General features: G+C 31.1%; 38 protein-coding genes, 2 tRNA genes and 2 rRNA genes. 20 read left to right on the top strand and 22 right to left on the bottom strand.

Annotation, left to right across the window (positions count from 1 at the left end):
- Positions 1 to 53: 53 nt before the first annotated feature.
- Positions 54 to 197, bottom strand: a complete 144-nt coding sequence (locus tag HA148_RS01945) for a hypothetical protein (protein WP_209129723.1) — start codon at positions 195 to 197, stop codon at positions 54 to 56.
- A 182-nt stretch (positions 198 to 379) separates the two neighbouring features.
- Between HA148_RS01945 and HA148_RS01940 the strand changes: the two genes are divergently transcribed.
- Positions 380 to 565, top strand: coding sequence for a hypothetical protein (locus HA148_RS01940; protein WP_032515599.1), 186 nt, complete (start codon positions 380 to 382; stop codon positions 563 to 565).
- Positions 566 to 584: 19 nt separating this feature from the next.
- Here HA148_RS01940 and thiD read toward each other — a convergent pair whose 3' ends face one another.
- Together thiD and HA148_RS01930 are read right to left on the bottom strand one after the other, a co-directional pair.
- On the bottom strand, positions 585 to 1,364 hold the full coding sequence (gene thiD / locus HA148_RS01935) for a bifunctional hydroxymethylpyrimidine kinase/phosphomethylpyrimidine kinase (RefSeq protein ID WP_209129721.1): 780 nt from the start codon (positions 1,362 to 1,364) through the stop codon (positions 585 to 587).
- A gap of 49 nt (positions 1,365 to 1,413) precedes the next feature.
- Positions 1,414 to 2,037, bottom strand: a complete 624-nt coding sequence (locus HA148_RS01930) for a TenA family protein (protein ID WP_209129719.1) — start codon at positions 2,035 to 2,037, stop codon at positions 1,414 to 1,416.
- Between the two features lie 86 nt (positions 2,038 to 2,123).
- Here HA148_RS01930 and HA148_RS01925 point away from each other — a divergent pair, with 86 nt between their 5' ends.
- Together HA148_RS01925 and HA148_RS01920 are read left to right on the top strand one after the other, a co-directional pair.
- Positions 2,124 to 3,620, top strand: coding sequence for an FAD-binding domain-containing protein (locus HA148_RS01925; protein ID WP_209129717.1), 1,497 nt, complete (start codon positions 2,124 to 2,126; stop codon positions 3,618 to 3,620).
- Between the two features lie 127 nt (positions 3,621 to 3,747).
- The gene (locus HA148_RS01920; RefSeq protein ID WP_179852285.1) at positions 3,748 to 3,921 is read left to right on the top strand and encodes a hypothetical protein; all 174 of its coding nucleotides are present in this window, start codon (positions 3,748 to 3,750) and stop codon (positions 3,919 to 3,921) included.
- Positions 3,922 to 3,944: 23 nt separating this feature from the next.
- Here HA148_RS01920 and pip read toward each other — a convergent pair whose 3' ends face one another.
- From pip to HA148_RS01905, 3 genes are all read right to left on the bottom strand, one after another.
- Complete coding sequence (gene pip / locus HA148_RS01915; protein ID WP_209129715.1) at positions 3,945 to 4,895, bottom strand: prolyl aminopeptidase; 951 nt, start codon at positions 4,893 to 4,895, stop codon at positions 3,945 to 3,947.
- Positions 4,896 to 5,402: 507 nt separating this feature from the next.
- Positions 5,403 to 5,585: a hypothetical protein gene (locus HA148_RS01910; RefSeq protein ID WP_209129713.1), complete on the bottom strand. Its 183-nt coding sequence runs from the start codon at positions 5,583 to 5,585 to the stop codon at positions 5,403 to 5,405.
- Positions 5,586 to 5,587: 2 nt separating this feature from the next.
- Positions 5,588 to 5,728 carry a hypothetical protein gene (locus tag HA148_RS01905; RefSeq protein WP_209129711.1) on the bottom strand — a complete coding sequence of 47 codons (141 nt, stop codon included), beginning with the start codon at positions 5,726 to 5,728 and terminating at the stop codon, positions 5,588 to 5,590.
- A gap of 377 nt (positions 5,729 to 6,105) precedes the next feature.
- Here HA148_RS01905 and HA148_RS01900 point away from each other — a divergent pair, with 377 nt between their 5' ends.
- Together HA148_RS01900 and HA148_RS01895 are read left to right on the top strand one after the other, a co-directional pair.
- A complete protein-coding gene (locus HA148_RS01900; RefSeq protein ID WP_209129709.1) occupies positions 6,106 to 6,303 on the top strand; it encodes a hypothetical protein in 198 nt (65 codons plus the stop codon).
- Between the two features lie 29 nt (positions 6,304 to 6,332).
- On the top strand, positions 6,333 to 7,181 hold the full coding sequence (locus HA148_RS01895) for a CPBP family intramembrane glutamic endopeptidase (protein WP_245151976.1): 849 nt from the start codon (positions 6,333 to 6,335) through the stop codon (positions 7,179 to 7,181).
- A gap of 254 nt (positions 7,182 to 7,435) precedes the next feature.
- Here HA148_RS01895 and HA148_RS01890 read toward each other — a convergent pair whose 3' ends face one another.
- Together HA148_RS01890 and arfB are read right to left on the bottom strand one after the other, a co-directional pair.
- Complete coding sequence (locus HA148_RS01890; RefSeq protein ID WP_209129705.1) at positions 7,436 to 7,684, bottom strand: DUF1651 domain-containing protein; 249 nt, start codon at positions 7,682 to 7,684, stop codon at positions 7,436 to 7,438.
- A gap of 72 nt (positions 7,685 to 7,756) precedes the next feature.
- Positions 7,757 to 8,185 (bottom strand): alternative ribosome rescue aminoacyl-tRNA hydrolase ArfB, encoded by a 429-nt coding sequence (gene arfB / locus HA148_RS01885; RefSeq protein WP_209129703.1) that lies wholly within the window; start codon positions 8,183 to 8,185, stop codon positions 7,757 to 7,759.
- A 66-nt stretch (positions 8,186 to 8,251) separates the two neighbouring features.
- On the opposite strand from arfB, the gene HA148_RS09545 reads away from it, so the two are divergent.
- Both HA148_RS09545 and HA148_RS01875 read left to right on the top strand, forming a co-directional pair.
- Complete coding sequence (locus HA148_RS09545; protein WP_245151975.1) at positions 8,252 to 8,626, top strand: hypothetical protein; 375 nt, start codon at positions 8,252 to 8,254, stop codon at positions 8,624 to 8,626.
- Positions 8,627 to 8,855: 229 nt separating this feature from the next.
- Entirely contained in the window at positions 8,856 to 9,200 is a 345-nt protein-coding gene (locus HA148_RS01875) for a hypothetical protein (protein ID WP_209129701.1), read from the top strand.
- 101 nt (positions 9,201 to 9,301) lie between these two features.
- Here HA148_RS01875 and HA148_RS01870 read toward each other — a convergent pair whose 3' ends face one another.
- From HA148_RS01870 to HA148_RS01860, 3 genes are all read right to left on the bottom strand, one after another.
- Positions 9,302 to 9,574, bottom strand: coding sequence for a small RNA NsiR4-regulated ssr1528 family protein (locus tag HA148_RS01870; RefSeq protein WP_025953439.1), 273 nt, complete (start codon positions 9,572 to 9,574; stop codon positions 9,302 to 9,304).
- Positions 9,575 to 9,642: 68 nt separating this feature from the next.
- Positions 9,643 to 10,092, bottom strand: coding sequence for a peroxiredoxin (locus HA148_RS01865; RefSeq protein WP_209129699.1), 450 nt, complete (start codon positions 10,090 to 10,092; stop codon positions 9,643 to 9,645).
- Between the two features lie 300 nt (positions 10,093 to 10,392).
- Positions 10,393 to 10,632 carry a non-structural protein (NS2)-like protein gene (locus tag HA148_RS01860; RefSeq protein ID WP_209129697.1) on the bottom strand — a complete coding sequence of 80 codons (240 nt, stop codon included), beginning with the start codon at positions 10,630 to 10,632 and terminating at the stop codon, positions 10,393 to 10,395.
- A 405-nt stretch (positions 10,633 to 11,037) separates the two neighbouring features.
- On the opposite strand from HA148_RS01860, the gene HA148_RS01855 reads away from it, so the two are divergent.
- Together HA148_RS01855 and HA148_RS01850 are read left to right on the top strand one after the other, a co-directional pair.
- Positions 11,038 to 11,304 (top strand): TatA/E family twin arginine-targeting protein translocase, encoded by a 267-nt coding sequence (locus HA148_RS01855; RefSeq protein WP_209129695.1) that lies wholly within the window; start codon positions 11,038 to 11,040, stop codon positions 11,302 to 11,304.
- 4 nt (positions 11,305 to 11,308) lie between these two features.
- Positions 11,309 to 11,701: a hypothetical protein gene (locus HA148_RS01850; RefSeq protein ID WP_079299747.1), complete on the top strand. Its 393-nt coding sequence runs from the start codon at positions 11,309 to 11,311 to the stop codon at positions 11,699 to 11,701.
- Between the two features lies 1 nt (position 11,702).
- On the opposite strand, the gene HA148_RS01845 is transcribed toward HA148_RS01850, so the two are convergent.
- Entirely contained in the window at positions 11,703 to 12,020 is a 318-nt protein-coding gene (locus HA148_RS01845) for a hypothetical protein (RefSeq protein WP_209129693.1), read from the bottom strand.
- Positions 12,021 to 12,111: 91 nt separating this feature from the next.
- Between HA148_RS01845 and HA148_RS01840 the strand changes: the two genes are divergently transcribed.
- Positions 12,112 to 12,327: a Nif11-like leader peptide family natural product precursor gene (locus HA148_RS01840; RefSeq protein WP_025891412.1), complete on the top strand. Its 216-nt coding sequence runs from the start codon at positions 12,112 to 12,114 to the stop codon at positions 12,325 to 12,327.
- Position 12,328: 1 nt separating this feature from the next.
- Here HA148_RS01840 and HA148_RS01835 read toward each other — a convergent pair whose 3' ends face one another.
- Positions 12,329 to 12,814, bottom strand: coding sequence for a hypothetical protein (locus tag HA148_RS01835; RefSeq protein ID WP_209129690.1), 486 nt, complete (start codon positions 12,812 to 12,814; stop codon positions 12,329 to 12,331).
- 323 nt (positions 12,815 to 13,137) lie between these two features.
- Here HA148_RS01835 and HA148_RS01830 point away from each other — a divergent pair, with 323 nt between their 5' ends.
- Both HA148_RS01830 and HA148_RS01825 read left to right on the top strand, forming a co-directional pair.
- Complete coding sequence (locus HA148_RS01830) at positions 13,138 to 14,667, top strand: phytoene desaturase family protein (protein ID WP_209129688.1); 1,530 nt, start codon at positions 13,138 to 13,140, stop codon at positions 14,665 to 14,667.
- A gap of 117 nt (positions 14,668 to 14,784) precedes the next feature.
- Entirely contained in the window at positions 14,785 to 14,988 is a 204-nt protein-coding gene (locus tag HA148_RS01825; protein WP_025931386.1) for a hypothetical protein, read from the top strand.
- Positions 14,989 to 14,999: 11 nt separating this feature from the next.
- Here HA148_RS01825 and HA148_RS01820 read toward each other — a convergent pair whose 3' ends face one another.
- Positions 15,000 to 15,290 carry a TIGR03894 family protein gene (locus tag HA148_RS01820; protein ID WP_025894015.1) on the bottom strand — a complete coding sequence of 97 codons (291 nt, stop codon included), beginning with the start codon at positions 15,288 to 15,290 and terminating at the stop codon, positions 15,000 to 15,002.
- An 89-nt stretch (positions 15,291 to 15,379) separates the two neighbouring features.
- Positions 15,380 to 15,586 (bottom strand): hypothetical protein, encoded by a 207-nt coding sequence (locus tag HA148_RS01815; RefSeq protein WP_209129686.1) that lies wholly within the window; start codon positions 15,584 to 15,586, stop codon positions 15,380 to 15,382.
- Positions 15,587 to 15,886: 300 nt separating this feature from the next.
- Here HA148_RS01815 and HA148_RS01810 point away from each other — a divergent pair, with 300 nt between their 5' ends.
- The gene (locus HA148_RS01810; protein ID WP_209130230.1) at positions 15,887 to 16,195 is read left to right on the top strand and encodes a hypothetical protein; all 309 of its coding nucleotides are present in this window, start codon (positions 15,887 to 15,889) and stop codon (positions 16,193 to 16,195) included.
- Between the two features lie 272 nt (positions 16,196 to 16,467).
- Here the strand turns inward: HA148_RS01810 and HA148_RS01805 are convergent, their stop codons facing one another.
- The gene (locus tag HA148_RS01805; RefSeq protein WP_209129684.1) at positions 16,468 to 16,608 is read right to left on the bottom strand and encodes a hypothetical protein; all 141 of its coding nucleotides are present in this window, start codon (positions 16,606 to 16,608) and stop codon (positions 16,468 to 16,470) included.
- 154 nt (positions 16,609 to 16,762) lie between these two features.
- Here HA148_RS01805 and HA148_RS01800 point away from each other — a divergent pair, with 154 nt between their 5' ends.
- On the top strand, positions 16,763 to 17,272 hold the full coding sequence (locus HA148_RS01800; RefSeq protein ID WP_209129682.1) for an alternative oxidase: 510 nt from the start codon (positions 16,763 to 16,765) through the stop codon (positions 17,270 to 17,272).
- Here the strand turns inward: HA148_RS01800 and HA148_RS01795 are convergent.
- Positions 17,269 to 17,703, bottom strand: a complete 435-nt coding sequence (locus HA148_RS01795) for an NADH-quinone oxidoreductase (RefSeq protein WP_209129680.1) — start codon at positions 17,701 to 17,703, stop codon at positions 17,269 to 17,271. The genes HA148_RS01800 and HA148_RS01795 overlap by 4 nt on opposite strands.
- A gap of 359 nt (positions 17,704 to 18,062) precedes the next feature.
- On the opposite strand from HA148_RS01795, the gene HA148_RS01790 reads away from it, so the two are divergent.
- Positions 18,063 to 18,200, top strand: coding sequence for a hypothetical protein (locus tag HA148_RS01790; RefSeq protein WP_002807298.1), 138 nt, complete (start codon positions 18,063 to 18,065; stop codon positions 18,198 to 18,200).
- Positions 18,201 to 18,650: 450 nt separating this feature from the next.
- Positions 18,651 to 18,899, top strand: coding sequence for a DUF3104 domain-containing protein (locus HA148_RS01785; RefSeq protein ID WP_209129678.1), 249 nt, complete (start codon positions 18,651 to 18,653; stop codon positions 18,897 to 18,899).
- Between the two features lie 65 nt (positions 18,900 to 18,964).
- Here the strand turns inward: HA148_RS01785 and HA148_RS01780 are convergent, their stop codons facing one another.
- Positions 18,965 to 19,855 carry a GNAT family N-acetyltransferase gene (locus tag HA148_RS01780; protein WP_209129676.1) on the bottom strand — a complete coding sequence of 297 codons (891 nt, stop codon included), beginning with the start codon at positions 19,853 to 19,855 and terminating at the stop codon, positions 18,965 to 18,967.
- A gap of 157 nt (positions 19,856 to 20,012) precedes the next feature.
- On the opposite strand from HA148_RS01780, the gene HA148_RS01775 reads away from it, so the two are divergent.
- From HA148_RS01775 to HA148_RS01760, 4 genes are all read left to right on the top strand, one after another.
- A complete protein-coding gene (locus HA148_RS01775) occupies positions 20,013 to 21,404 on the top strand; it encodes an aldehyde dehydrogenase family protein (RefSeq protein WP_209129673.1) in 1,392 nt (463 codons plus the stop codon).
- A 72-nt stretch (positions 21,405 to 21,476) separates the two neighbouring features.
- The gene (locus tag HA148_RS01770) at positions 21,477 to 22,244 is read left to right on the top strand and encodes a LysM peptidoglycan-binding domain-containing protein (protein ID WP_209129671.1); all 768 of its coding nucleotides are present in this window, start codon (positions 21,477 to 21,479) and stop codon (positions 22,242 to 22,244) included.
- Positions 22,245 to 22,324: 80 nt separating this feature from the next.
- On the top strand, positions 22,325 to 22,534 hold the full coding sequence (locus HA148_RS01765) for a photosystem I reaction center subunit IV (RefSeq protein ID WP_011817817.1): 210 nt from the start codon (positions 22,325 to 22,327) through the stop codon (positions 22,532 to 22,534).
- 4 nt (positions 22,535 to 22,538) lie between these two features.
- A complete protein-coding gene (locus HA148_RS01760) occupies positions 22,539 to 23,417 on the top strand; it encodes a DNA-formamidopyrimidine glycosylase (RefSeq protein WP_209129668.1) in 879 nt (292 codons plus the stop codon).
- Between the two features lie 43 nt (positions 23,418 to 23,460).
- Here the strand turns inward: HA148_RS01760 and rrf are convergent.
- The 4 genes from rrf to HA148_RS01740 all read right to left on the bottom strand — a co-directional run bounded on the left by rrf (position 23,461) and on the right by HA148_RS01740 (position 26,931).
- Positions 23,461 to 23,577 (bottom strand): 5S ribosomal RNA (rrf, locus tag HA148_RS01755).
- Between the two features lie 64 nt (positions 23,578 to 23,641).
- Positions 23,642 to 26,517 (bottom strand): 23S ribosomal RNA (locus HA148_RS01750).
- A 255-nt stretch (positions 26,518 to 26,772) separates the two neighbouring features.
- A tRNA-Ala gene (locus tag HA148_RS01745) sits at positions 26,773 to 26,845 on the bottom strand.
- A 12-nt stretch (positions 26,846 to 26,857) separates the two neighbouring features.
- Positions 26,858 to 26,931: transfer RNA gene (locus HA148_RS01740), tRNA-Ile, on the bottom strand.
- Positions 26,932 to 26,991 lie beyond the last annotated feature (60 nt).

Genomic DNA, 26,991 nt, shown 5'->3' with positions numbered 1-26,991 from the left:
TTAATTTTGTCTTAAATTAATAAAACCTGAAAATAAATATATTCTCTAAAAAATTAAGCACAAATAATTGATAAATCTACAAAATTTTTATTTTCATCTGCTAGTTCAGTTATGATTCTCTTGAGCCATTCAGAGGTAGTTTCACAATAGCCCACGTTTAAAATAGTTTTTTGCTTTGCTGTTTCTTCTTTATTCATAGTTAAAGTATTTTTATATAAATTAGTCTTTAATTAAATACATGTGAATAAGTCTTAATTACTATCTATTTCAAAAAGTTGTATTTAATACATATTTAAGAACCACTCGTAAACAAATAAAATTAAATCGTTGACAAGAAAATCTATACAAGTAAGAGTAGAACAAATTTATTATTTAACCTATGAATAACATCAAGATTGAGGAATTGATGAAAGTAAGGTTCGATGGTATCGCTAATAGAATTGGGCAATTAAGCAAAAGGGAAAGTGAGTCTTTATTGCTTGAGCATCTTGAGTGGTTGGAGGGAGGATGGGAGACTGAAGAAATCTTATTTTTAAAAAAGCCCTACAGAAAATGGTGGTTCTAAATCCACTTCTATAAATAATTCAATGATGGCCTAATGGACCAGGGCCAGATCCTATTTTGTAAGAATTTTCTAAAGATTTCTCAACAAATAATTTCGCTTTTTGTATGGAATCAAGTAGATCAAAACCTAGAGCTTTGTAACCACAAATAGCAGCACTCAAAGTACAGCCGCTACCGTGGGTATTTTTTGTATTTATAAAATTATTAAAGAGCCACTCTTTTCTACCATTTAAGTCAAGAAAAAAATCCTTACCTTTCATATCTTTTAAACCACCACCTTTTATAAGTACCGCTTTAGCTCCAAGACCAATAATATTTCTTGCTGAATTTTCGAAATCTTCTTTACTCCTTATTTCTAAACCAGAAAGTAGATTTGCTTCATAAATATTTGGAGTTACCAAATCAGAAATTGGTAATAAGAGTTTTTTATAAGCATTAATAGCAGAATCTTCCAGTAATTTAGAACCAGTTCTTGTAACCATTACTGGGTCAATAATTTTGGTTATTTTGTATGAGTTTAATTTTGAAGCAGTATCATTAATTATCCTTTCATTTAATAACATCCCAGTTTTTAAAGCATCAATACCAAAATCAGCAAATAAAGTATCTAACTGATTTAATAAAGTATTCTTCTCTACTGGTTGAACGCATGTAACCTCTATACTATTTTGTGCCGTAATACATGTAATAACAGAACATCCATGTACTTTAAGAGCCATGAAAGTTCTCAAGTCAGCCTGTATGCCTGCTCCACCTCCAGAGTCACTACCTCCTATTGAAAGTGCAATTTTTGAATACATAATTTAATAACTCATTTTTGAAAGTACTATAAATAAATTTTAATTTAAATCAAAAGTTTGAATATGCATTAAAAAAATCTAACTCCAATTCCATAGCTCTCCTGTATAAATATTTAGCATGATTAATATCATATAATTCTTTATTAGTCTCAATAAGATTTTCAAGTGAATCTGCTAGCTTTTCAAAGCTCTCATCAGAATAAGTAATTATCCATTCTTTATATTTAATGTCAAAATCCTCCTTATACAAACTTTTTCCTATCCAAGAATAAAGTCGCATACATGGAGTCATTGCAAACATTATTTCAACGGAGCTAAGTCTTTTGGAAGTATCATCAAGAAAATCTGTATAATTTTTAGTGGCTTTTTTTATATAGTTATTAGACAAATCAATATCCCATTCTTTTGCATAGGTTTCATGAAGTATTAACTCCTCTGAAACGCCCATTAACAGTTCACTTAACTTCCTTATTGAGTACTTATCTTTTGATTTGGAAACAGCAAGACCATAAGCCCTAGCAAAAGTCTCTAAAAAGAAATAATCTTGAGCTAAATATTCTTGAAATATATTTTTAGGGAGACTTCCATTCTTTAAACCTTGAACAAATTTTGTATTTAAACTCAGTAAAGCAATCTCATAATTATCCTCCCAAAGTTTTTTTGTTATTTTCATTTTTTTGATTTTTAGTTATTCTAAAATTTTTTATATTTTTTACCTACAAACTTAATCTTATTTTTCTAGGATTAAAAGAAAAAATTATGAAAGAAATAAATATTTTATGGTTTAAGAAAGATTTAAGAATTTTTGATAACGAAGCTCTCTGTGAGGCTATTAAAGATAATTATATTTTACCTATTTATATTATTGAGTTAGATATTTGGAGCCAAAATACTCATTCAGATAGACAATGGCAATTTTGCAAAGAAAGTTTAATAGACTTAAGAAATGCACTTGCTGAGATTGGACAACCATTAATTATTAGAACTGGCAATGTTATCAATATTTTTGATGAAATTAGTTCAAAATTTAAAATCAAAGGTATATATAGCCATCAAGAAACCGGAGATTGGCTTACTTATAAAAGAGATCAAAAAGTAAGAGAATGGGCTTTAAGCAAAAATATTATTTGGAAGGAATTTCTACAATTTTCAGTTTTTAGAGGAAATTTAGATAGGAATAATTGGTCTAAAAAGTGGCAAGAAAATTCTGAAAAAAACTTACTTAAAGCTCCATTAAGAATTAATTCTATTAACTTTGATGTTGGAGAAATACCCTCAGACGGAATTTTTCCCTTTAAAAAAGAAACTTGTCCAGGAAGAATTAAAGGTGGAAGAAAGAGAGGTTTAGAGAGAATGCAATACTTCTTTAGTAAAAAATTAGATTCTTATTCAAAAGATATTTCTAGCCCAGAAAAATCATTTGATAGCTGTTCAAGACTATCCCCATATATTTGTTGGGGATGCATTTCATTAAAAGAAATTTTTAATAAAGCAAATATATCAAAAAACAATAATTCTAGGATGTTAAAAAGTAGATTAACTTGGCATTGTCATTTTATTCAGAAACTTGAAAGTGAACCAGAACTAGAGTTTAGGGAATTCCATCCTTTTTTTAAAAACATTAGAGAAAAAAATAATGAATTACTTTATTCATGGAGTGCAGGTAATACAGGCTTTCCTTTTATAGATGCATGTATGCGCTCATTAAATTTCAATGGATGGATTAACTTCAGGATGAGAGCTATGTTAATGTCTTTTGCTAGCTATAATTTATGGCTACCATGGCAAGATTCAGGTTCAGAATTAGCAAATAAATTTGTAGATTATGAGCCTGGAATACATTGGAACCAATGCCAAATGCAATCTGGAACTACATCTATCAATACCAATAGAATTTATAATCCTATTAAGCAGGGAAAAGATCATGATCCTCAAGGAAAATTTATAAAAAAATGGATACCAGAATTAAAGTATATATCTCTTAATTTCATTCATGAACCATGGTTATTATCTAGATTTAATAAAGAAGAATATGAACAAATTAATTACATAAGACCAATAATTGACATCCCAAATAGCACTAAAACTGCAAAGAAGAAAATTCAGGAAATAACTAAAAAGGATGGATATTGGGATATCTCAAAAGAAATTTATTTAAAACATGGTTCTAGAAAAAGGCTTAGAAAAAATATAAGTAATAAAAAAATTGTTTCTAAAGAAAAGGAAATACAATACGAACTGAAATTAGATTTCTAAATTTTATTGTCAGAAATTTCCAGATTCTTTTTAGTGAATAGGTTAGTTTTTTAAATTTTGAAATTGAATATATAAATCCACGATGAAGTAATGCAAGCTTTAATGTATTTATTAGAATTTATTAATTATGTCTGAAAGATTTGAATGGGACGATACCAATAGTTCAGGTATATGGTGGAGTACTAATGTAAGTATTAGAGACGAGTGCATTTTGCTTAAAGAAGATACTCAATGCGAAGATTCTGATATCGTCGAACTCCTTAGGAGTATTGCACAAAATATTGAAGATAATGGCCTTTAATTTTTAAAGGAATATTCTCTCTTTTAGAGATTTTGAATTCCTTTTACAGCTTTTATTAATTCGATAGTAATACCTTTTTCACTCATTGAATGACCAGCATCATTAACAATAATTAATTCAGAATTCTTTAATTTCTTATTTAGATCCCAAGCACTCCTAACAGGACATACAACGTCATACCTCCCTTGAATTATTTTTGTTGGAATCGATTCTATTGCTCTTATATTTTTCAAAATAAAATCATCTTCTAAGAAAATATTATTAATAAAATAATGACATTCGATCCTTGCAAAGGCATCTGAAAAAGAATTAACTTGAGACTTATCAAAATCAAATTTTTTATTTATTAAATGACTAGTTGAGAGTTCCCATTTTGTCCAAGCTGCTGCTGCTTTTGATCTAAGATTTGCATCTGAAGATGTTAGATATTTATAAAAAGAACTTATTAAATCATTTCTTTCTTCTTTTGGTATTACAGAAATATATTTTTCAAATTCATCAGGGAATATCTCACTTGCACCATATTGATAGAACCACAATAATTCAAACTTTCTACATAAAAATATTCCTCTCAAAGTTAAGCTCGTAACTCTTGAGGGATTTTTAATTGCATATATAAGTGAAAGTGTTGAGCCCCAAGATCCACCAAACAAATGCCAACTATCTATTTTTAATAGAATCCTTAATTTCTCAATATCATCAACTAAATGATTAGTCGTATTTTCTTTTAATTCGGAGAAAGGAGTTGAAGAACCGCAACCCCTTTGATCAAACTGTATAATATCAAATTTATCTGGATCAAAGTATCTTCTATATCTTGGTTGACTGCCTCCTCCTGGGCCTCCATGAATAACTAGTATTTTTTTACCATTTGGATTGCCAGATCTTTCCCAATAAATCTTATGAATATCACTTACTTGTAAAAAACCCTTTTCACGAACTTCAATTTTAGGAAACAAGACTTGATCTTTCATTGTAAAATATTTTTAAACACTTAATAAATCCATATTATCCAAAAAGAAGTCTAGTTTAGAAGTAGTTTATAAAAAAAAAGGACTGGTGGTACAGTCCTTTTTGATATTTGATTTCCTTCTAACAGGATATAAAATTACATATTTTAAAGTCTATTTACTCATAAACCTAGAATACGTGAAATCGGGGATTTCTCTCGATAATTTCAGTCCCTATTGTCGCTAGTAATTATAAAGCGAAGTCTTATCAGACTAATTGATTGAACTTTAATTTTCGAATAATCCCATTCTCAGGAATACGCTTCCTATATTTTGGAATTTGCTAAATTTCAGGCGGACTATCAATCATTTAGATTGCCTCCGAACTCAACATTTATAAATTACTCCTTTTTATATTTTCAGTAAATCCGTAAATATGCTGATTTACTTTTTTCTTAATTTGTTAGAGGATTTTAATGATCCTTTGTTTTTTATAGATAAATATAAATAATACAGTCTATAATCTCTTAGTTATTCAGATTCATAGAGCAAAATTGATTCAATTATTCTTTTATCACTATCAGAAAGTTTATAATCTTCCAATTTCCACTGAACAAATTTTACACACTCATCAATAGAAGGATTCTTATCCCGGCACTTACTCCACTCTCTAATCCAATCTGCCAAGGCAAAAGTTATTTTTGTAGTAAGCATATTTACCAATCAGGGTAATTAAAATCTCCTCCTATAGTTTCTTCATAAAATTCCCCTTCTTTTATACCTTTATCATATTTTTCAATTATCTTTTTATAAAAAGCTATTGAGGGAAGTAAATCTCCTACATATATGGGTTCCATTCTAATTGTTATAATAATTTTAATTATTTATTATTTTATATAAGAATTTAATAAATAGATTATTTATATGCATTATGGATTTCATCAAAAAGAACAAGATCTTAACAGTAATGGCCGTAATTGCAGTTTTATCATTTGCATTAGAAAAAGTAGGCATAATACACCCTTAAAATAATTAATTTCATTTGTTAAATACTTCCTAATGAAATAAGTAAACCGATACTATTACTGCAAAAATAAGCAATGGGGATAATAACGTAAAAATTAAAGTTGAAAGATTAATCAGCATAAATTTTAAATAAATAAACAAATTTAATAAACATCACTTTTAAACATTTGCAATAAGTAAAATTTAAATTATTACGATATAAAAAAATTTGAATAAAGAAAGATATAAAGAAGAATATGAAGAGGGGTCAGACTTACTATGGCCTAGTGATAAAGAAGATAAAATAACTCGGCAATTTTATAAAGATTTATCTAATCTTTCAAAAAACATAAACTATAATAAAAAGAAAAAGCTAAAACTTTTTGAACAATTAGTTAGAATAATAAAAGGCAAAGGCTGGGGTTAATTAATATTCAAACTAAAATGAAAAATTTAATGATATTAATTAAAAGTTTTTTTCTTTTAAGACCAAGATTTTTATCCACAATATTTTTTATTCCAATTCTTTATGGCATTGGCTGGGCTTTATCTCAGCCACTTTTATTGTTTAATGTTGAAGAACAAAATTTATCCTTAATTGGAACTATTATTACTTTCTTTCTTTTTATCTTTTTACTCCCATATTGGTTTTACATCAAACGAAACAAATCAAGTGCTTGGGTACTTCTTGGGATAACTAAAGAAAATTTTTTAAAAAACTTTGTCAATTTTTCTAAAGGTATCTTATTTTCCTTAGTTTTAATAATTCTAATTCTGGTACCACTATTGCAAAAAAATTATATTTCTTGGATAGGTGAATTCTCTCCAATAATGTTATTAAATTCTATTGTACTGGGATTAGGTGTTGGATTCGCAGAGGAAATAATTTTTAGAGGATGGTTACTAGAAGAACTAAAATTTGAATATGGTACAAAAATATCAATAGCTTTACAAGCTATAGTTTTTAGCTTTGTCCATAATTTATCAAATGACATATTTTGGAACATAATAGGATTACGTATAGGATTTATTTTACTTGGGATATTTCTATCATTAGTCAAAATTAGAGATAAAGGTTCTCTATGGAATTGCGTAGGACTTCATGGGGGACTTGTGGGTATTTGGTTTTTTATAAATAACGGATTAATAGAATTCAAAGAAAATACACCTTCTTTTTTAGCAGGTCCTTTTACACAAAATATTCCAAACCCAATCGGAAGCTTTAGTGCAATTTTAATATTACTTTTGTTATGTATTTTTTATGCAGTAAAATCAAAAAAAAATTTCCGTAGACGTTCTAATTAGATATAAATACCGATTGATTTTTGATTAGTAATTGTCAGATTAAAATAAAGCTTAATTCTCATATGAACTTTGAGGCAGGAATAAGATTTATTGTCTTTTTAGTAATTTTTGGAGTTACAAACTATCTAATTATGTTGAGAAGATATGAAAAAGACATCAAAAAAAAGAAATATTTACAACAGGAAAAAATTTCCAGGCTATACCCTAAAGGTTCATTTATTTTCTGAAATTAAAAAAGTTTTTGTAAAATCTACTCACCATTTTTTATTAGTTTTTTGCCAACCTTCATTTAACAATTTTTGCCACAATAATCTTGCTTCTTCTATTAAAATTTTTTTTCTAGTTTTCATCAATGGAGGATTTTCTCCATGTATTCCCATAATAATTCCTTCTTCAATAAACATATAATCAATAGATTTATCAGAATGATCTTTATCTTTGTAGAAACGCATCACCCCTACAAAATTGGAGTCTATTAACCAGAAATCATTAGTTGAATTCAATAAACCAAAAATTAAATTAAATTTATCACATGTTTAATTGCAATCTGCGAGAAAAATATTTATTTAGTTTATTCATATTTGATACATTTTTTCTTTTTGTCTACTTTTTTTCAATTCGCCACGTTTTTTCTTAACCTCAACTCTTTTCTTTTGTGATGCTTTAGTGGGTTGTGTAGATTTTCTTAATTTAAATGGTTTATTTAAAGCATTTTTTAGGATTGAACTAAATTTCATTAAAGCTAGCTGCCTATTTAATAATTGATTTCTGTGTTCTTGAACCGCTAAACGTAAGCTATTATTCACTAATTTGGTTTTCAAGTTTCTCTTAAGAATTTCTTTCTGATAATCATTTAATACTTTGGAATCTTCTAAATTAAAAATAATCTCTACTCTACTTTCAATTTTATTTACATTTTGTCCTCCAGGACCGGAGGATCTGGAAAATCGCCACTTAATTTCGTTGGATGGTATTACTAATGTTTTAGTAATTTTTAAATCCATTTTTATTTCTTTTTGATTTAGATCTTTAGAATCATTTCCTTAATACTTTAAAACATATCTTGAAATTTGATCGGTAAATACTGGGCGGTTAAGTTAGGTAAACCGAAATTCGGTGTATTTGCCGTATCAATATCTTCGGTATTTATCCTTTCATATTTCAAAGAATTATCAGATATTGAGCATGTACTAATTCAAAGGTCACTTATGTATTCAATGTTTGATCTTCTTTTTGAAACACCTTCATATCGCCCAGTATATGTTATTTCCGATAGTGAAATGAAGGAGTTAAAGAAAAACCAACATCAAGAAGAGCTTGATGAAATTACAAAACAAAAAGTAAGGCTTGAAGATGCTTTTAAAGCTCAACTAAAACATCTTGAAGAAAGAGAAAAAGAAGTAAAAAAAGAACTTAAAGTACTCTCAGCTTCAAAAGATAAATAATTTATTTTTAGAGAAATTATTTTTTCCAAAGACGGTTTTTAACCGTCTTTTTTAATTCTTTTAATCTTAAGGAATCCATTAAATCCACAGATTTAAAAAATATTTTCCATAATAAAAAAATGAATAATAATAAAGAAAAAATAAGAATGTTCTTACCCTTTAGCTGGGTAATTTGCGCAGCAATATCTTTCGCTTATATAAATTCACATTTAATAAATACCTAATATAGATGTCTTATCCCTCAAGAGACGAAATACTTGCATCTTCAAAAGGGTGGGTGGCATCTTTTTTAAATTTTCTTCCAGGTTTAGGATCGGGTTACTTATATCAAAGAAGATGGAAACCCTATTTTATTACCATCACTGCTAGTACTGCATGGTTCGCTTTAGGTTTTTTTTTGCAGGGAGATTCAGAACCCTCTCAAAGTGAACAAATAATTGGAATTTCTGGTCTTTTTTTTATATCAATAGTTACAGTTATAGAAGCCAACTTGGCTTTCAAAAAAGCAATTAATAGAACAAAAGCTGAAAAAGAGAAAATAATTTCGTCTGAAAAAAAAGGATGGTTTAAATAAATCAAAAAATTAGATCTAAAAAAATATTTAATTATTTCTCAGTTTATTTATTTATATAATTAATTACCATAAATGATATTTAAGATAATTAAAAAATTTTTTTAGTTATAAAAAAATAAAATTTCCTTTTCTTTAAGACCTTCCCATCCAGAGTCTATTAATAATTGATTCAATGTTTCTTTATCAAAATGCTTAGAACCCGTTTTGACGCATCTATTTCTCATTGATTTTTTAACACCACTCCTTTGTCTTTTATTCTCCTCATCCATAATTCTATTGTATAGATCTAGCATTTTTTGAGGGATTGGAGTACCGTCAAGATCCACTCCATTTTCAATAGCAAGATCAACAGCCTGCATTCCCATTTTCTTCATATATTTAAAAAAAAGCTGAAACAATAATAAAACAAAATTTATTAATCTAAAATTCTTTGAATAATAATTTATTGATTTTGAATTTCCTTAAGTACTCTAATTGCCTCTTTAATGTGTTCAGGACCATTCAATAAATCTCTAAAAATATGCCTAACTGTCCCTTTGCGATCGATAACGTAAGTTACCCTACCATCCATAAAACCTAATACTTTAGGAACTTTAAAAGCTTTCCTAAGAGAGTCATTCGTATCACAAAGTAATGGATATTGTAATTTATTTTTATTGGCAAATGCTAAATGACTTGATGTACTTCCATTACTTACTCCCCAAACTTGTGCACCTAATACTTTAAATAAGTCATACTTATCTCTAAATCCGCAAACTTCTATAGTGCAACCCGGAGTATCATCTTTTGGATAAAAGAACAAAACAAGGGGATTTTTTAGTCCCTTATTTGATCTTTTAACTCCATTTTGATCCAGTAAAGAAAATTCGGGAATTTTATCTCCAATCTTCACAATGATTCTTATAAAGCTCCATATTAGAGGTTAATATGTTTTTATTGTGGCCTTAAAGTAAATAGCAAATATTAAAGTCGGTTTTTTTGTTTTAAAAGATACTAAAAAATTATTGAAATAAACTAAGGTGAATTTATTAATTCAATAATATGGAATTAATAATTTATATTTTTTTATTTCTTCTTCTTTTTTTAGGAGTTATTTTTAATTTAAAAATAAATAATTTCAAAAAAGTTAAAGAAATACGAAACAAAGCTAAAGGTTATTCAAAAGAGAATAACTAAATATGTATTACTAAGTTTAAAATTCAATTTTTTCATTTGGAGTAAATACTGCGCAATATTTTTTTACTAGGTCCTTTGGCTCACTAGTGGAAGAATTTGTTAATTTTAATTTTAGTTTTTCTATAGCCTCATTAGCATTAATCTCACCGAGTCGATATCTTGCACAAGTATCCAATACTTTAAACATTTTTGTAGTAACGGCTTCAGCTGGATTAATTAGAAAAAAAAGGTAAAAAACAACAAATAAGTACTTCATTTTTTTTGTTAGTAGATATTTAGCCAATAGTTTCAATAATTTAGAAAAAAATTAATTTAGAAAAAGATTAAAATTAAATAGAAAAATCTAATTTGAGGTGAGTATAAGATTTCTACAAATTAATAATAAAAGAAATTAAGATAAAATAAGTGATAGGAATAAATAATCTCGGTGAAAATGAGAAAATTAATAGCTAAACATAAAACTCTTATAAATTGGTACCAAAAAAAATTCAAATTGAGTGATTATCAATTACTTTGGTTAGTTTTCTTTAAAGGAGTATTAATAACAATAATATTTTTCAAAATTTTTTAATATTAAAAAAGCTTTTCCAAGAATGAAATTTTCACATGATTTGACTATATTTAATAGTAGATTTCCTAATTAGTTAAATAGTTATCAGTTATGAATATTTTTGGTGTAGGTTTGCCTGAAGTTACTGTAATACTTATCTTAGCTCTTTTAATTTTTGGTCCCAAAAAGCTTCCAGAATTAGGAAAACAGCTTGGTAAAACTTTGAAAAGTCTTAAAAAAGCGTCGAATGAATTTCAAAATGAAATCGATCAAGTTATTAACGAAGAAGATAAAGATGAATCTCCTAAATCTATAGAAAGCAATCAAACCAATGAAATTAATCAAGAAAAAATAGATTCAGAAAACAGCAAAAATTAATATCTTGGATAGGCCCATAACCCCCATAGACGAATTTGAAAGAGCATTAGATAAAGCAGCTCTTACTAAAGAAGAATATGAATTAATAGACTACATCCGCTATACAAGTGTTTTTACGCAGACTAGTCTTATTAAAGATTTAAAAAGGCCATCAAAGCCTCCTCTTTTGTCAGTTCTATGTCAAATTTGTAGAAAAATTGGTTCGGAGATGCCAGATCATTTCAAAAAAGTAATTGAGTGGTCAATTGAAATAAGTGATCACGATACAAAATGGGATGCTCATTTAATTTGCGCAGAAGCATTGAATATAGACAAAATCCCATTAAGTCCTATTCATGGAACAACTTTATTTGATGTTCTTGTTGTACACAAAGAATTATTTCTTGGATTTGATTAAATTAATCATCTAAAGGCACAGAATCAGTATCTATAACTTCCGAATCATCATACTTATTTATTTTATTTTCAATCCAGTTATTTATATAACTAACTAAAGGCAATGAACCTCTAAAAATAAAAATAGAGGTAGGCAAAGCGCTTAGTAAACCGACTACAGGACTTTTAAAAAGTAATCTTCCGGCTTTAATATTAAATAAAATAATAAGCGCGGAGGGAACTATAACTTTAACTACTGTTTTGAGCGCCTCAATCCAACCAACGCGATATATCCACCAAATTAAAATTATGCCAACTATGTAGAGGAATAAGTAAGTCATAAAAATAGTATAATGATTATCTATTTATCTTGTTCTTACTAAGAAAAAGATTTTATAAATTTCTTTTACATCAATCAATCAAATTCTAGTAATGAGTTTTTCTGAAATAAGAAAATTTTTAATCAAGATGCAATCTGATGAAGACTTAAAAAAGCAGGTTACATCATCCTCTACAGCGGATGATGTAGCCCTAATTGGTCAACGCTTAGGTTATGACTTTTCAGGAGATGATCTTTTAAGATTTAATGGACAAAAAGTTGATAAAGTTACCGTAAGAAAGGTAGATCATCCAGGAGAATATCACTAAATTAAGACTTAACCCATATTGCAAGCCCTCCGCCCCTTCCTCGAGCACATAACCAATTATCTTTAGTGCTAATTCCTATAAGAGAGAAAAAAGGCATTTTTTTTTCTTCTGGTTTTTTTAATTCCTTATTAAAAACTGGAAAACTACTAATACTAATTTTCAATTTTTCAAAATAAAAAGCCAATAAAGGTCTAAGCCCTTTTAATTCTGCACTGCCTATAAAAGTAATATTTAATAATCCGAAATTAATTGAATTTTTTATTTCATAATTTATTTGATCCTCTTTATTTTTATTTTTCAATTCGAGTCTTGCCGACAATACTTGGAGAATCGAACTTGGTATATTTTTGATTTCATTTGACTCCTTACCCCATACATACTTAAACTTCCATATTCCTAACAATTCCTCATATACAATTCCGCTACCATTTTTTTGGGAATTTTTTTCTAATAGTTTTATCTCATTAATATCAGGAAAGTGTTTCATAAGAGATTTTAATCTAAGAATCAAATACTAAGATAACTTCATAAAAAATGTTCTTAGTTAAAAAATCTCTCATAAAAGATTTCTTTATTTCAATATATTTCCAAAAAAATAATTTTTTGGCACACATAAGGAACAAGAACTCGCTATTATGTTTACATTAAGTAACTAAATCAATGGATTTTATTTCTAAAAGCCAAGGATACATTCCTCTTAAAGCAGTCCCTTATATATTTTTCCTTGCAGTTGTTCTAAGCATTACAACTTCAACAAATACATTTGTCTAAAACGCATTAGTTTTACGAGCAGAGTAAAGTAAATATTTAATGAAGAAGTACGATGTAGTAATAGTCGGTAGTGGAATAGGAGGATTATGCTGTGGATCGATTCTCGCTTTATCAGGTAAGAAAGTTCTCATATGTGAAGCACATACTCAGCCGGGAGGTGTTGCTCACAGTTTCAAAAGAAAAGGTTACACTTTCGAATCAGGCCCTTCATTATGGAGTGGAATAGGCAAATGGCCGACAACTAATCCCCTAGGGCAAATTCTTAAATTACTAGATGAAGAAGTTGAACTATTTCAATACAAAGGTTGGCAAGTAATCGTCCCAGAAGGCAATTTTAATCTTGATGTTGGGGAAGAACCTTTTAAACAAACAATTAAAACTTTAAGAGGTGAGAAATCTGTTAAAGAATGGGAATCATTTATTTCCGGTATAAAACCTCTTAGCCAAATAATAAATGAAATACCTTTACTCTCATTTTCTCCCGAATCAATAAATTTCTTAGATCTAATAAATTTAATCTCAAAATTTTTACCTAATATCAATCAAATACCAAAAATTAATAAAGGCTTTGGGAATTTAGTAAATAATCATCTAGAGGATCCTTTTCTCAGAAATTGGGTTGATTTATTGAGCTTTTTGATAAGTGGTATGTCAATGCATGATACAAATACAGCTGCGATGGCTACTTTATTCAACGAATGGTTTGAACCAAATTCATACCTTGAATACCCTAAAGGAGGTAGTGAATCTATAGTAAAAGCCTTAATTAATGGATTTAAAAAAAATGGAGGAGAATTAATTCTCTCTTCGAGAGTAAAGACAATTAACTTTAATAAAAATTTAGCAACAGGAATAACTCTAAATAATGGTTCTAGCTATAGTTGTGAATCTGTTGTCACGAATACTGATATTTGGAATTTAAAAAAGTTAATTCCAAATGAAATTTCAAATAAATGGAATACAAAAGTTTTGAACCCTAATAAATGTGATTCTTTCCTTCATATACATCTAGGTTTTGATTCTGATGGTCTTGAAAATTTGCCAATACATGCGATACATGTTGATGAGTGGGAAAAAGGTATAACCGCAGAAAGAAATATAGCTGTATTTTCAATCCCATCTGTTTTAGATAAAAATATGGCCCCTGAAGGAAAACATGTTCTTCATGGATATACTCCCGCAAATGAACCTTGGGAAATTTGGGAAAACCTAAATCCAAAGGAATTAGAATATAGAAATTTGAAAGAAGAAAGATGTTCAATATTCCTTAATGCAGTGCGAAAATTCATCCCTGATATAGATGAAAGGATTGATTTAAAGATGCTAGGAACCCCAATCACTCATAAAAAATTCACAAATACCTATTGCGGTAGTTATGGCCCTGCATTATCTGCAGCAAAAGGTCTTTTCCCAGGCTGCAAAACTCCTGTGAAAAATTTATTTACTTGCGGTGCAAGTACATTTCCAGGTATTGGAATTCCTGCTGTTTCAGCAAGTGGCGCTTACGCAGCTGAAAAAATTATTGGTAAAAAAGAATTTAAAACTATTCTTAAGAAAATAAATTTATGAATCAAGTTCTTTTTTATAACTCTACAAATACTTAGTTAAGAAATAAGAATAAAGAAAGCAAAAACGTTCAATAATGATAATCTTTATCTGAACATAAACTTAACTTATAGCTCTTATATGTTTTTCTTATCAATTCCTCAAGCATGGCATTTAGTTGGCACTTGGTCGGAACAACTTCCAAGCGAGTCAAATCTTATAGGAATGGGCCAAACAGAATTAATGATGACTTTACATTCAATATTCGTTCCTCTCTTACTTGTAATTTCATATTACCTATTCAATAGACTTAATAAAAACGAATCAAAGAAAATTAAAGGATGATAGTTTAAGGTTTATTTGGCTGAACTTCTTCTGACTACTTTTCTACCAGTAGAAGTATCAACTCCGCTTGAATCTTGAGTTTGCGAATTAGTTCCAACATTATCAACATCACTCTTATCCATTTCTGCGCAAACACCTACTACCATGGCAGCTTGCATTTGATCTGGCAAATCACCAATAGTTAATAAGGCCTTTAAAACTAATTGAAGTCGAGTTTGCCGATCAATTTCAGGTCTTAGTTTTTTTACGGTATTCCAAAGTTCTTGGGTAACTTCTTTTAAAAGTTCTCGATCTACAGCCAAATTAAATCCTTCTTGTATTTCTACTAATCTAACAAAAAATGGGATCTCTTAAAATAATATTCAATAAAAAGATTGTTAGTTAATATTTTCTAACCGAATACAAGTTGCATTTGTTGATGCAATTCATACTTCTCTTGCAAAAGTTCATCTTTTTCAATTTTTTTTAGAGTAAAAGTTTTATAAAATTTTTTTTGAATCTTTATTGGAGTATTTTCAAACTTTGCATTTTTGCTTATTAGAGAATTCCACTCTTTTGAATTAAAAGGGGCATAAGGAGAAGATGAAATCACTTTCATATCTTAATAATACATCTGTACTAATATTAGTACATTTTTACTATAGCGCAACAACTGCATCCACTCATCATAATTTTAAAGTATCCTCATGAATGGATTGATTTTTATTATCTAATTTGTAGGAATTATAAGTTTGATAAATGAATAAACGTATCAAGCGTAACTTATTGATCCCTTTTTTTAGTGTCTTAAAACTTTTCTTGCTTAAAAACCTTTTAAGAGGGTTAATTTGTTGAAATTAACATTGACAAGATATATTTAATAATCCTTCCTATAAAAAGAATAATGAACTTATTAAAAATGCTTCTTAGTAATTCAAAAAGACTAAAGATCCAAGGAATAATTAAAAGAATTGCTCAAGATAAATCAATTACATTAGAAGAAAGGATATATGTTGAGAAATTTGCGCACCATAACTCTACAATTTCTCTTTGGCTGAAAAAAGCTAACAGCTTTAGAAGGAATGGTACAAAAAATGATGGGGGGATTGATAACCTCTTGCAATCATTTGGGATAGATGGACTAAATAAAGAAAATCATTTCAACCCAAATGAAGATGATATATCGGATTGGTTTGGAGGTGCTCCTGGTTGGCTAAAGAGAAGCTAGTTTCATTAATTATTCAATTTACCCAGGCCATCTTACACAAATATATACTCATAAAAGTTATAAATACCCAAAAAACCCATGGTATAAATTTAATCGGAACTAAATATTTTTTTGAAAAGGTTTTCATATAGATTTTTCTTTTAGACTATTTCTTTCTTACCGTTTTTGAGAATAGGTTTAATTGCTCTATTTATAAATTAAACAATATTCGAAACCTGAAAGATATTAAATCACTTTAAGTGGATAAGTTAGTCAGCCTTAATCATCAAAATCTAAGCAACTTTATTTACACTATTGATATTAAAATTTACTATTTTTGCCTCATCACGTTCTGAATCATTCCAATATTTTATAAGTCTTTCTAATTCATCAATCCTCTTTTTGGCATTTGCAATTTTTTCAGTAGTTGTCATATAAAATTTTTATCTATCCAATTAATGCATGAAAAAAAAATATTTCAATGGAAGTAACAATTTTTAGAATATAAATATTAATTTTTGGTTAATTACTTCAATACTTTATAGACCTCAAGTGGCTGGGTAATTATACTTAAAGAAAAAGGTATTTATGAAAAAATTAAATTCTTTGATTTTGAATAGTACTGTTAACTTCTTAGACTTCATATACTCTGGTAGATCTTTACAAAGATTTTGGGTTTTAGAAGTAATAGCTAGATCTCCTTATTTTGCATTTCTTTCGGTTCTTCATTTTAAAGAATCCTTAGGAATTAAAAATGAAAAAACAATGATTTTAATGAAAGAACATTTTTATCAAGCTATTAACGAAACTGAGCATCTACAAGAAATGGAAAAAAGAGGAGGAGATAGGTTCTGGATTGATAGATTTTTTGCAAGACACCTTGTGCTTGTCTATTACTGGATTATGGTTTTTTATTATTTTTTCTCTCCATCTAATGCTTATGACGTCAACATAAAAATCGAAGAACATGCATTTGAAACTTATTCCAAATATTTAATAGATAATCCAAATGATCAAAAAATAAGAGAAATTGCTCAAGATGAATTAAATCATGTCCAAGAACTTAACCAAGCTTTGTCAATGCTTACAACAGTTTAGATTAGTGCTGAGAAATCTATTAGCAATATTGAGAGTATCACCGAAGAAGAAATTAATCCTAGGCTAATCATTAATGAGATATAACCTTTTTTTCTAGGCAATTTATAAAAAGATGTTCCAATAATTAATATCATTATCAATGAGAAAAAAATTATAATTTTTTCATTTAATAAATTGAGATGAATAACTAAATTTTTTTCTTCAAAAAATTTGAGAAATTCAGATAAAACTAATTCTTTTTCTATTTTCTTAAAATAGTCAAATGAGCTTATAAAAGCAGAACTTAATAAAGATAATGCAACCAGTGCAGTAACTGGTTTTGTTAACCTGTTAAGTGTTCTGTTAAAACTTGCCAATAAAATAAGAATAAATAAAGAGGTTACTAAAGGTATTAAAGGTATAAGAGTTGTTGAATTTATGAAATTTCCCACGGAAATAATATGTATCTAACTTAGAATTTTATATTATTTCGACGCGTTATTTTATTAAATAAGATTTTTTTTAAATGTAATTAGTACCTATTGCATTCTGTGTAAATTGATACCAAAATTAAATTAGTATTGAGAAATAAAATGCTAGCCATTTCGGAAATTATTATTGCAAGTGCTATCTTCCTAGGAATTGTATATTGGGAAGTTAAATTCCTATATACCAAAACTACTGTAGCGAAATAAATTAACTCAAAACAGGAAAATTAAAAACGTAGAAAATTTAAATAAAATTTAAGAATTTAAGTTGACAAAAAAAGCTCTAAATATGAGAGAATAAACACAAATTTCATTTCTCAATAATGAGCGAAGTCCAAAATCCTAATACTAACTCAACTCAGCAGCAGCAACAGCAACAGCAACAATCTTATTCAGACAGCAAAATTAATTCTGCTGAGAGCGAGAGACTTTATCTTGAGATGAAAGAAGCTTGGCTTTAAATTTAATTCGTGTTTGAAATAATATTTCTTTAATTTTTTTTTAATTTTGAAGTAATCAATACTTTTTTATTTTCTATACCCTTTAAATTTTGTTTAACCGCAAGGGTAATTTTGAGAAAACTAAAGCAGTTAGAAAAAATTAACGGAAGACTCGCAATGGGAGGGTTGATATATTTAGTTTTTACAAAATTAGTTTCCAACCGTGCCGACATATTAGACCAGCTTAAATCTTATTTAATTTAATAAATGAATTAGAAATATTATCCAGGAATATTTCTTTCTATATAAGCGTCAGTTAAAGCTAGAATTAATCCCAATAATGTTGAAAATATAGCAATTTCAGTTGATTCCATTTTATTTTTGAATTACCCCTAGTTTGCTAAATAATTCAAAGTTCAGCAACAAAACTAATAACTTACTATAGTACGTATATACTATTAGTTATTTATTGTGAGCTCAGTAACTCCTGAGTTTCTTTTCGTTAGGCCTGGTGATTATGTCGCAATTAAAAAAGAAAATTGCGAAGATACTAAAGAAAAGGATGAAAATTATTGGGTCGGTCAAGTTATCGACTGTATTGGAGGAGCTAGAAATCCAAATTCATGGACCTTGTTTCAAGTTGCCAATATTGACAATGGAGAGATCACTATAATCAACGCCGATATTGTAAAAAAAATTTTGAAAACTTCTGGAAGTTAATCTTAATCCAAAAAACTTCTTTCAGTATTACAGAAAAAAAGGGGGAATGAACGCCTTACAGGAAATCACCCCAGTTCCAAGCAGGCAAGTCCGTATACTTGATTCATAGGGCAGGGAAGTTGAATGCCTTTATACATTCTGTAAGTTTTTGATATTTCCTTAAATCCCAAACTTGATAAAAGATAATTTGCATAAGGGTTCAGATTAGAGCAATCCAATAAGATTTGAGCATCTAAATCACCAACTAACTCCCTTATTAATAATTCAGCAAGTGGTGGAGTATCAGCTAAAAGAGGGCCAATTCTCCAGCCTTGCTCATTATCCTCCAATACACAAGGTCTTATCCTGCCAAATCCATGGCACATCCCATTATTATCGACAATTGCACTGACATTACCATGAGAATTTTTCAACCAGTCATTTAGAAAATGTGGTCTGGGACTAGGTTCTCTTTGATCATCATAAATTAAGACTGCTTCAGAAGAAATTTTATTACCCGGGACAACTTTAAAAGAATGAAATTGATCTTTATAGAAATTTCTCAATGGCAAATCTTGAGAACTATTTAATTTCCATCGATTTGTAATGGAAGATTTTATAAACCCCCACTTTGCGTAATCATTTAATCTATCTGGGGCAGCCTCAAGACCAATACAATCAACATTTTTCAAATATTCGAGGGCATGTTTCCATAATCTCACTCCATATCCATTATTTCGGAATTCTTTTTTAACGATAAATAAACCTATAAAACCATACGATGAATTATATTTTATACACGCAATAGAGCCTATAGGATTATTGTCTAGACAAGCTACCCATACCCCTTGTTTATCTGTATTTCTATAAATTGATAAATCATCCATTCCAGGAGAAAATCCTTCTAACCTTGCCCAGTTTGTGACTTCTGGTATTTCATTTATAGATATCAATCTAATTGAAAAATTTTCCCTCATAGAAATATAGTAACCAAGAAAAATTTGAATTTTTAAAAGCAATATTAATAAATTTGATTATTTCTCATAAATCATTCGCTTTGATTTAACTGACTAAAAAACCTTAATTATTTTCAATTTATCCTCTGATATATTTAATACTATTCAAAGGTAAAAAATGAAAATTTCTGACAAATTTCATTTAGAAGACATCTATAAATTAAAAAATACAGTTCTCACTGGTAAAACTGAAGATATAAAATGGCGGATCCATCATATCAACATAGTTTCTAAACTTTTGGATGAAAATAAAAAAGAGATAATTAAATCACTTTTTGTTGATCTCGGCAAATCTGAAATTGAAGGGCTTTCAGAAATCCTTTTAGTGAAAGAAGAAATTTCACTTATAAAAAAGAAACTCAATTCTTGGATGCGACCAAAAAAGATTGATACCCCTTTTTATCTATTTCCATCATCCTCCAAAGTTATTTATGAACCTCTTGGATGTGTCTTAATTCTTGGTCCTTATAATTATCCATTACTTTATATTTTAAAGCCATTGATAAATATTTTTTCAGCAGGTAATACTGCAGTTATAAAACCATCAGAGAAATGTCCTGCGACCTCAAAACTTATTAAAAAGCTTACTTCCAAATATTTCCGTAAAGATGTTCTAATGACAGTAGAGGGTGATAATAAACAATCCATAAAATTAATTGAACAAAATTTTGACCACATTTTTTTTACAGGAAGTACTGAAACTGGAAAATCTATAATGAAATTAGCTTCAAAAAACTTAACTCCATTAACTCTTGAGTTAAGCGGAACAAATCCTGTAATTGTTTTCAAGAATGCAAATTTAGAAGTGACTGCAAAAAGAATTGTTTGGGGTAAATTTTTTAATTCTGGTCAATCCTGCATGGCTCCGAATCATATCTTTGTAGATAAAGAAATTGAAAATATTTTTATAGAAAAATTAAAGAAATACATAGAAAGTTTTTACGGAGTTAATCCAATTATTTCCGAAAACCTATCAAAATTGGAGAAAAAACAATTTTCATCAACTGTAGAAATTATCAAACAATACGAAAAAGAAAAAAGAATTTTATTTGGGGGGACTTTTAGTAAAAAAAAGTTGAAAATATCTCCTACAATTTTGAGAACTAAATTAAATGAAACAGATATTTTGCAGAAAGAATTATTCAGTTCACTACTTCCAGTAATTGGAATTGATGATAAGGAATCAGCTTTAAAACAAATTAGTCAAACATCAAAGCCCTTAGCAATCTACTTATTTGGAGGCAATAAAAAAATCCATAATTACATTTCAAAAGTAACCAGCTCAGGAACAATTTGTATAAATGATGTGATGCTACCAGTCCTTATTCCAAATTTACCTTTTGGAGGCGTTGGGCAAAGTGGTATTGGTAAATTTCATGGAGAAGAAGGGTTTCGAAATTTTTCAAATCAAAAATCTATTACTTTCAAAGGTTTTTTATTTGATTCAAATCTGCGGTATCCTCCCTACGAAAGAGTAAAGAAATTTTTAAAGTTTATTTTTCAGGTTTAAATTACTTAAATTTTTTTCAAAACCCTAGCGATTTTAAATTTAAAGATTATCTTTAAATAAATAGTGAGTTTTATGAAATTTGCATTTTTAGTAATTGCCATATTTATTAATTTTTTAAATCAATCATTGATAAAATCAGAAGAAAATATTTTTTCAGAAAAAAATAAAATTGAAAATATTGCTAGAAAAGAATCAATTACTGAAGAAAAAACTGAAATAAAAAAAATTCACATTGTTAAAAGTGGAGATACAATATCAAGTATTTCAAAATTCTATTCGATAAATAAAGATTTAATCATCAAATTAAATAACTTAAAAGACGAAAATTATATCTTTATTGGCCAAAATCTTATTATCTCCAAATCTACTGAAAATCTTGCAAAACAATCAGATTTGATAAATAATTATCATGTTGTTCAAACTGGTGAAAATCTTACTGAGATATCAAACAAATATAATTTAAAAGTAATCGATCTGATAGAGATTAATAAACTCAATAATCCTGATTCAATAAAAGTTGGTCAAAAACTGATAATAAGAAAAAAGAACATAATTAATTCAGAAAATTATAAAGCAACTGAAAATAAAAAAAATAATGAATTAGAATTACTTGAATTAGATAAAAAAATTTATGGTCCTATAGTTATTGAAAGTAAATCATATATAGATATTAAAGGTAGAAAAGTTTTAAACGTACTAAATCAAGAAAATAAAAAACTGATTCTTTCAATCAATTGTGATACAAATGAGTTAGATGTAAGAATTCCTGGCAGGAAATGGATGGGAAGTAAGCCTGCTAAAGAAGAATTCGAAAATAATTTAATAAATGATTTTTGTTAAAACTTTTAATTAATATGTGTGAATAATTTGTCTAAGAATATTAATGATGGGTTATTCTACAAAAAGTTAAATTAATAGAAATGGCTATTTCAAGAGGAGATCTCGTAAGAGTAAAAAGACCAGAATCATATTGGTACAATGAAATAGGCAAAGTTGCTTCAGTTGATACCTCAGGCATTAAATATAACTGTGTAGTCAGATTTGATAAAGTAAATTACGCTGGGATTAGCGGAACTGATGGTGGAGCAAATACAAATAATTTCGCTGAAAGTGAATTAGAAAAAGCTTAAATAATTGCCTGAATTACCTGAAGTAGAAACAGTTCGAAGAGGTTTAGAACAAAAACTCAATAACTTTATTATTAAAAAAGTAGAAGTCTGTAGGGATTCAACTGTTGCATTCCCAACAAAAAAAGAAGAATTCATTAAAGGACTTCGGAACTCACTTATTAATAAATGGGATAGAAGAGGAAAATATTTAATAGCTCAATTAAAAGAAGTTCAAAATGAGAATGCTCAATTTCCTCTAGAAAATCTACAAAATAACGGATTTCTTGTAGTTCATCTAAGAATGACTGGATATTTTAAATTTATTGAAAACTCAAGTCATCCTTGTAAACATACAAGAATAAGATTTTTCGATAAAAATAATAATGAGCTTAGGTACATTGACGTAAGAAGTTTTGGTCAAATGTGGTGGATTAATAAAGACCTATCGCTTAACAGAATAATTAAGGGATTAGGTTCATTAGGACCAGAGCCATTTTCTAAAGATTTTGATGCAAATTACCTCAAGAAAGTTATTTCAAAAAGAACAAAATCTATAAAGGCTATTTTATTAGATCAAACAATAGTCGCAGGTATAGGTAATATTTATGCTGATGAAAGTTTATACTCTGCTGGCATCTCCCCTTTTAGAGAAGCTCGAACAATAAAAAAGAATGAGTTAATAAAGCTCAAAGAATCAATTGTAAATGTATTAAAAAAAAGTATAGGTTCTGGGGGCACTACATTTAGTGATTTTAGGGACTTGGAAGGAGAAAATGGGAATTTTGGTTTACAGACAAATGTCTATAGGAGAACTGGAAAAGAATGTCGTAAATGCGGAAATTTAATTGAAAGAAAAAAAATAACTGGAAGAAGTACCCATTGGTGTCCTAGATGCCAAAAATAGAAAAGGGTTTACTCAAGAAGAGTAAACCCTTTTAAATATTTTTACCTGGCATTGAGCTATTTTCTCAAGGGGCTACCCCCTAAATATTTTCGCCGCTGATGCGTTTCACAACCGAGTTCGAGATGGATCGGAGTGGTTCCACATCGCCATGAACACCAGGATAGTGTGAACCTTGAGAACTGCATAGAAAATTATATAAATTAAAAACAATAAATTAAGTTTATTTGGTCAAGCCCTCGGTCTATTAGTACTCCTCCGCTGCACTTGTTACCAAGCTTCCACGTAGAGCCTATCAACGGGTGTTCTTCCCGTGACCTTACTGGCTTAAGCCATGGCAATACTCATCTTGAGGTGGGCTTCCCACTTAGATGCTTTCAGCGGTTATCCACTCCGCACATGGCTACCCAGCGTTTACCGTTGGCACGATAACTGGCACACCAGAGGTGCGTTCCTCCCGGTCCTCTCGTACTAGGGAGAAATCCTCTCAATATTCCTGCGCATACACCGGATATGGACCGAACTGTCTCACGACGTTCTGAACCCAGCTCGCGTACCGCTTTAATGGGCGAACAGCCCAACCCTTGGGACCGACTTCAGCCCCAGGTTGCGATGAGCCGACATCGAGGTGCCAAACCTCCCCGTCGATGTGAACTCTTGGGGGAGATCAGCCTGTTATCCCTAGAGTAACTTTTATCCGTTGAGCGACGGCCCTTCCACGCAGAACCGTCGGATCACTAAAACCGACTTTCGTCCCTGTTCGACTTGTAGGTCTCACAGTCAAGCTCCCTTCTGCTTTTGCACTCAACGACTGATTTCCAACCAGCCTGAGGGAACCTTTGTGCGCCTCCGTTACCTTTTAGGAGGCGACCGCCCCAGTCAAACTGCCCATCAGATACTGTCCGCTTCCCGGATAACGGGTAAGCGTTAGAACCCTAGCTCTAAAAGAGTGGTATCTCACCGATGACTCAATAGTACCCACAAGCACTATTTCAACGTCTCCCACCTATTCTGCGCATTCAGAGCCCGAGCACAATATCAAACTACAGTAAAGCTTCATAGGGTCTTTCTGTCCGGGTGTATGTAGTCCGCATCTTCACAGACAATTCTATTTCGCCGAGCCTCTCTCCGAGACAGCGCGCAAATCGTTACACCTTTCGTGCGGGTCGGAACTTACCCGACAAGGAATTTCGCTACCTTAGGACCGTTATAGTTACGGCCGCCGTTCACCGGGGCTTCAGTCGCCAGCTTCACTAAAAGCTAACCAGCTTCCTTAACCTTCCGGCACTGGGCAGGTGTCAGCCCCCATACATCGTCTTGCGACTTAGCGGAGACCTGTGTTTTTGGTAAACAGTCGCTTGCGCCTCTTCACTGCGACCAGCTCTCGCTGGCACCCCTTCTCCCGAAGTTACGGGGCCATTTTGCCGAGTTCCTTAGAGAGAGTTATCTCGCGCCCCTCGGTATTCTCTACCACCCCACCTGTGTCGGTTTCGGGTACTGGCATTTGTGCCTTAACGAGTATAGGGCTTTTCTTGGAAGCATGACATCACCAACTTCGCTGCCGTAGCAGCTCGTACTCACGCCTTAGCTCAAGATGTTTTCTCCATCTCTCAAAGCCTCGAACGCTTGAACCAGTAACCAACATCTGGCCTGGTTAGCCTTCTCCGTCCCCCTTCTCAAAACACATCTGGTACAGGAATATTGACCTGTTATCCATCGACTACGCCTTTCGGCCTCGCCTTAGGTCCAGACTAACCCTCCGCGGACGAGCCTGCCGGAGGAACCCTTAGGGTTTCGGGGCATGGGATTCTCACCCATGTTTTCGCTACTCAAGCCGACATTCTCACTTCTATGCCGTCCACGTCCGCTTACGCTAACGCTTCACCCAACATAGAACGCTCCCCTACCATAAATAAATTTATCCGCAGCTTCGGTATAACGCTTAGCCCCGTTCATTTTCGGCGCAGGATCGCTCGACCAGTGAGCTATTACGCACTCCTTTGAGGATGGCTGCTTCTAGGCAAACCTCCTGGTTGTCTGGGCAATCCCACCTCCTTTATCACTTAGCGTTAATTTTGGGACCTTAGCTGGCGGTCTGGGCTGTTTCCCTCTTGACTATGGAGCTTATCCCCCACAGTCTGACTGCCTAGTTACACACAGGGTATTCAGAGTTCATATCGATTTGGTACCGCTTTCGCAGCCCGCACCGAAATGGTTGCTTTACCCCCCTGCTGGAGCACTAGACGCTACGCCTCAACGTATTTCGGGGAGAACCAGCTAGCTCCTGGTTCGATTGGCATTTCACCCCTAACCACAGCTCATCCGCTGAATTTTCAACTTCAGTCGGTTCGGACCTCCACTTGGTATCACCCAAGCTTCATCCTGGCCATGGTTAGATCACCAGGGTTCGGGTCTATAAACACTGACAAACGCCCTATTAAGACTCGCTTTCGCTGTGGCTCCACCATTTCCGGTTTAACCCGCCAGTGCCTATAAGTCGCCGGCTCATTCTTCAACAGGCACACGGTCACCCGATTAGTCGGGCTCCCATTGCTTGTAAGCTCACGGTTTCATGTTCTATTTCACTCCCCTCCCGGGGTTCTTTTCACCTTTCCCTCGCGGTACTGTTTCACTATCGGTCACACAGTAGTACTTAGCCTTACGAGGTGGTCCTCGCAGATTCACACGGAATTCCACGTGCTCCGTGCTACTCGGGATACAGCTAGGTCAACTTATCTTTCGATTACGGGGCTTTCACCCTCTGTGGCACGCCATTCAAACGTTTCTTCTAGACTTGTTGATCCATATTGCTGTCCCACAACCCCGATAGTCAAGACTATCGGTTTGGGCTTTTCCCCGTTCGCTCGCCGCTACTGAGGGAGTCGTTATTTACTTTCTCTTCCTCCAGCTACTAAGATGTTTCAGTTCGCTGGGTTAGCTCGCACCAACCTATATATTCAGTTGGCCGTACATGGGGTTGCCCCATTCGGAAATTCCCGGATCAAAGTGTGCTTCCAACTCCCCGAGACTTATCGCAGGTAACCACGTCCTTCATCGCCTCTGTGTGCCTAGGTATCCTCCGTGAGCCCTTTGTAGCTTGACCAATAACTTCAAAATTGAAGCATCAGCTTAATAGAATTGTTATTAATGCATTCGCACAAATAATAAATCTGCATCACTAAAGATGCTTATTGTCTTTAAAATAATCTATGCAGTTGTCAAGGTTCTCTGAAAACAATGAAATTAATTCAATGAGTCCAGCATCTTAATGATTTAATTAGGAAGCTAGAATCGTTCAGAATTAGATCACAACTCAAAACATTTCCTTTCTACAGAATATGTAAGAGGTGGTAATCAGTGGAGGTAAGCGGACTCGAACCGCTGACATCCTGCTTGCAAAGCAGGCGCTCTACCAACTGAGCTATACCCCCAACATAGAGATATGGGCCATCCTGGACTTGAACCAGGGACCTCACCCTTATCAGGGGTGCGCTCTAACCACCTGAGCTAATGGCCCAGGAAAAATAATGGGTGTGACCTAGAAAAACTTAGGAAATGAAATTCTTAATAAATAAGA

The organism is Prochlorococcus marinus XMU1405, from assembly GCF_017696275.1.
Classification (GTDB): domain Bacteria; phylum Cyanobacteriota; class Cyanobacteriia; order PCC-6307; family Cyanobiaceae; genus Prochlorococcus_A; species Prochlorococcus_A marinus_AB.
Note: the sequence above shows the minus strand (reverse complement) of the source record. Positions and strands in the feature narration are given on the sequence as shown.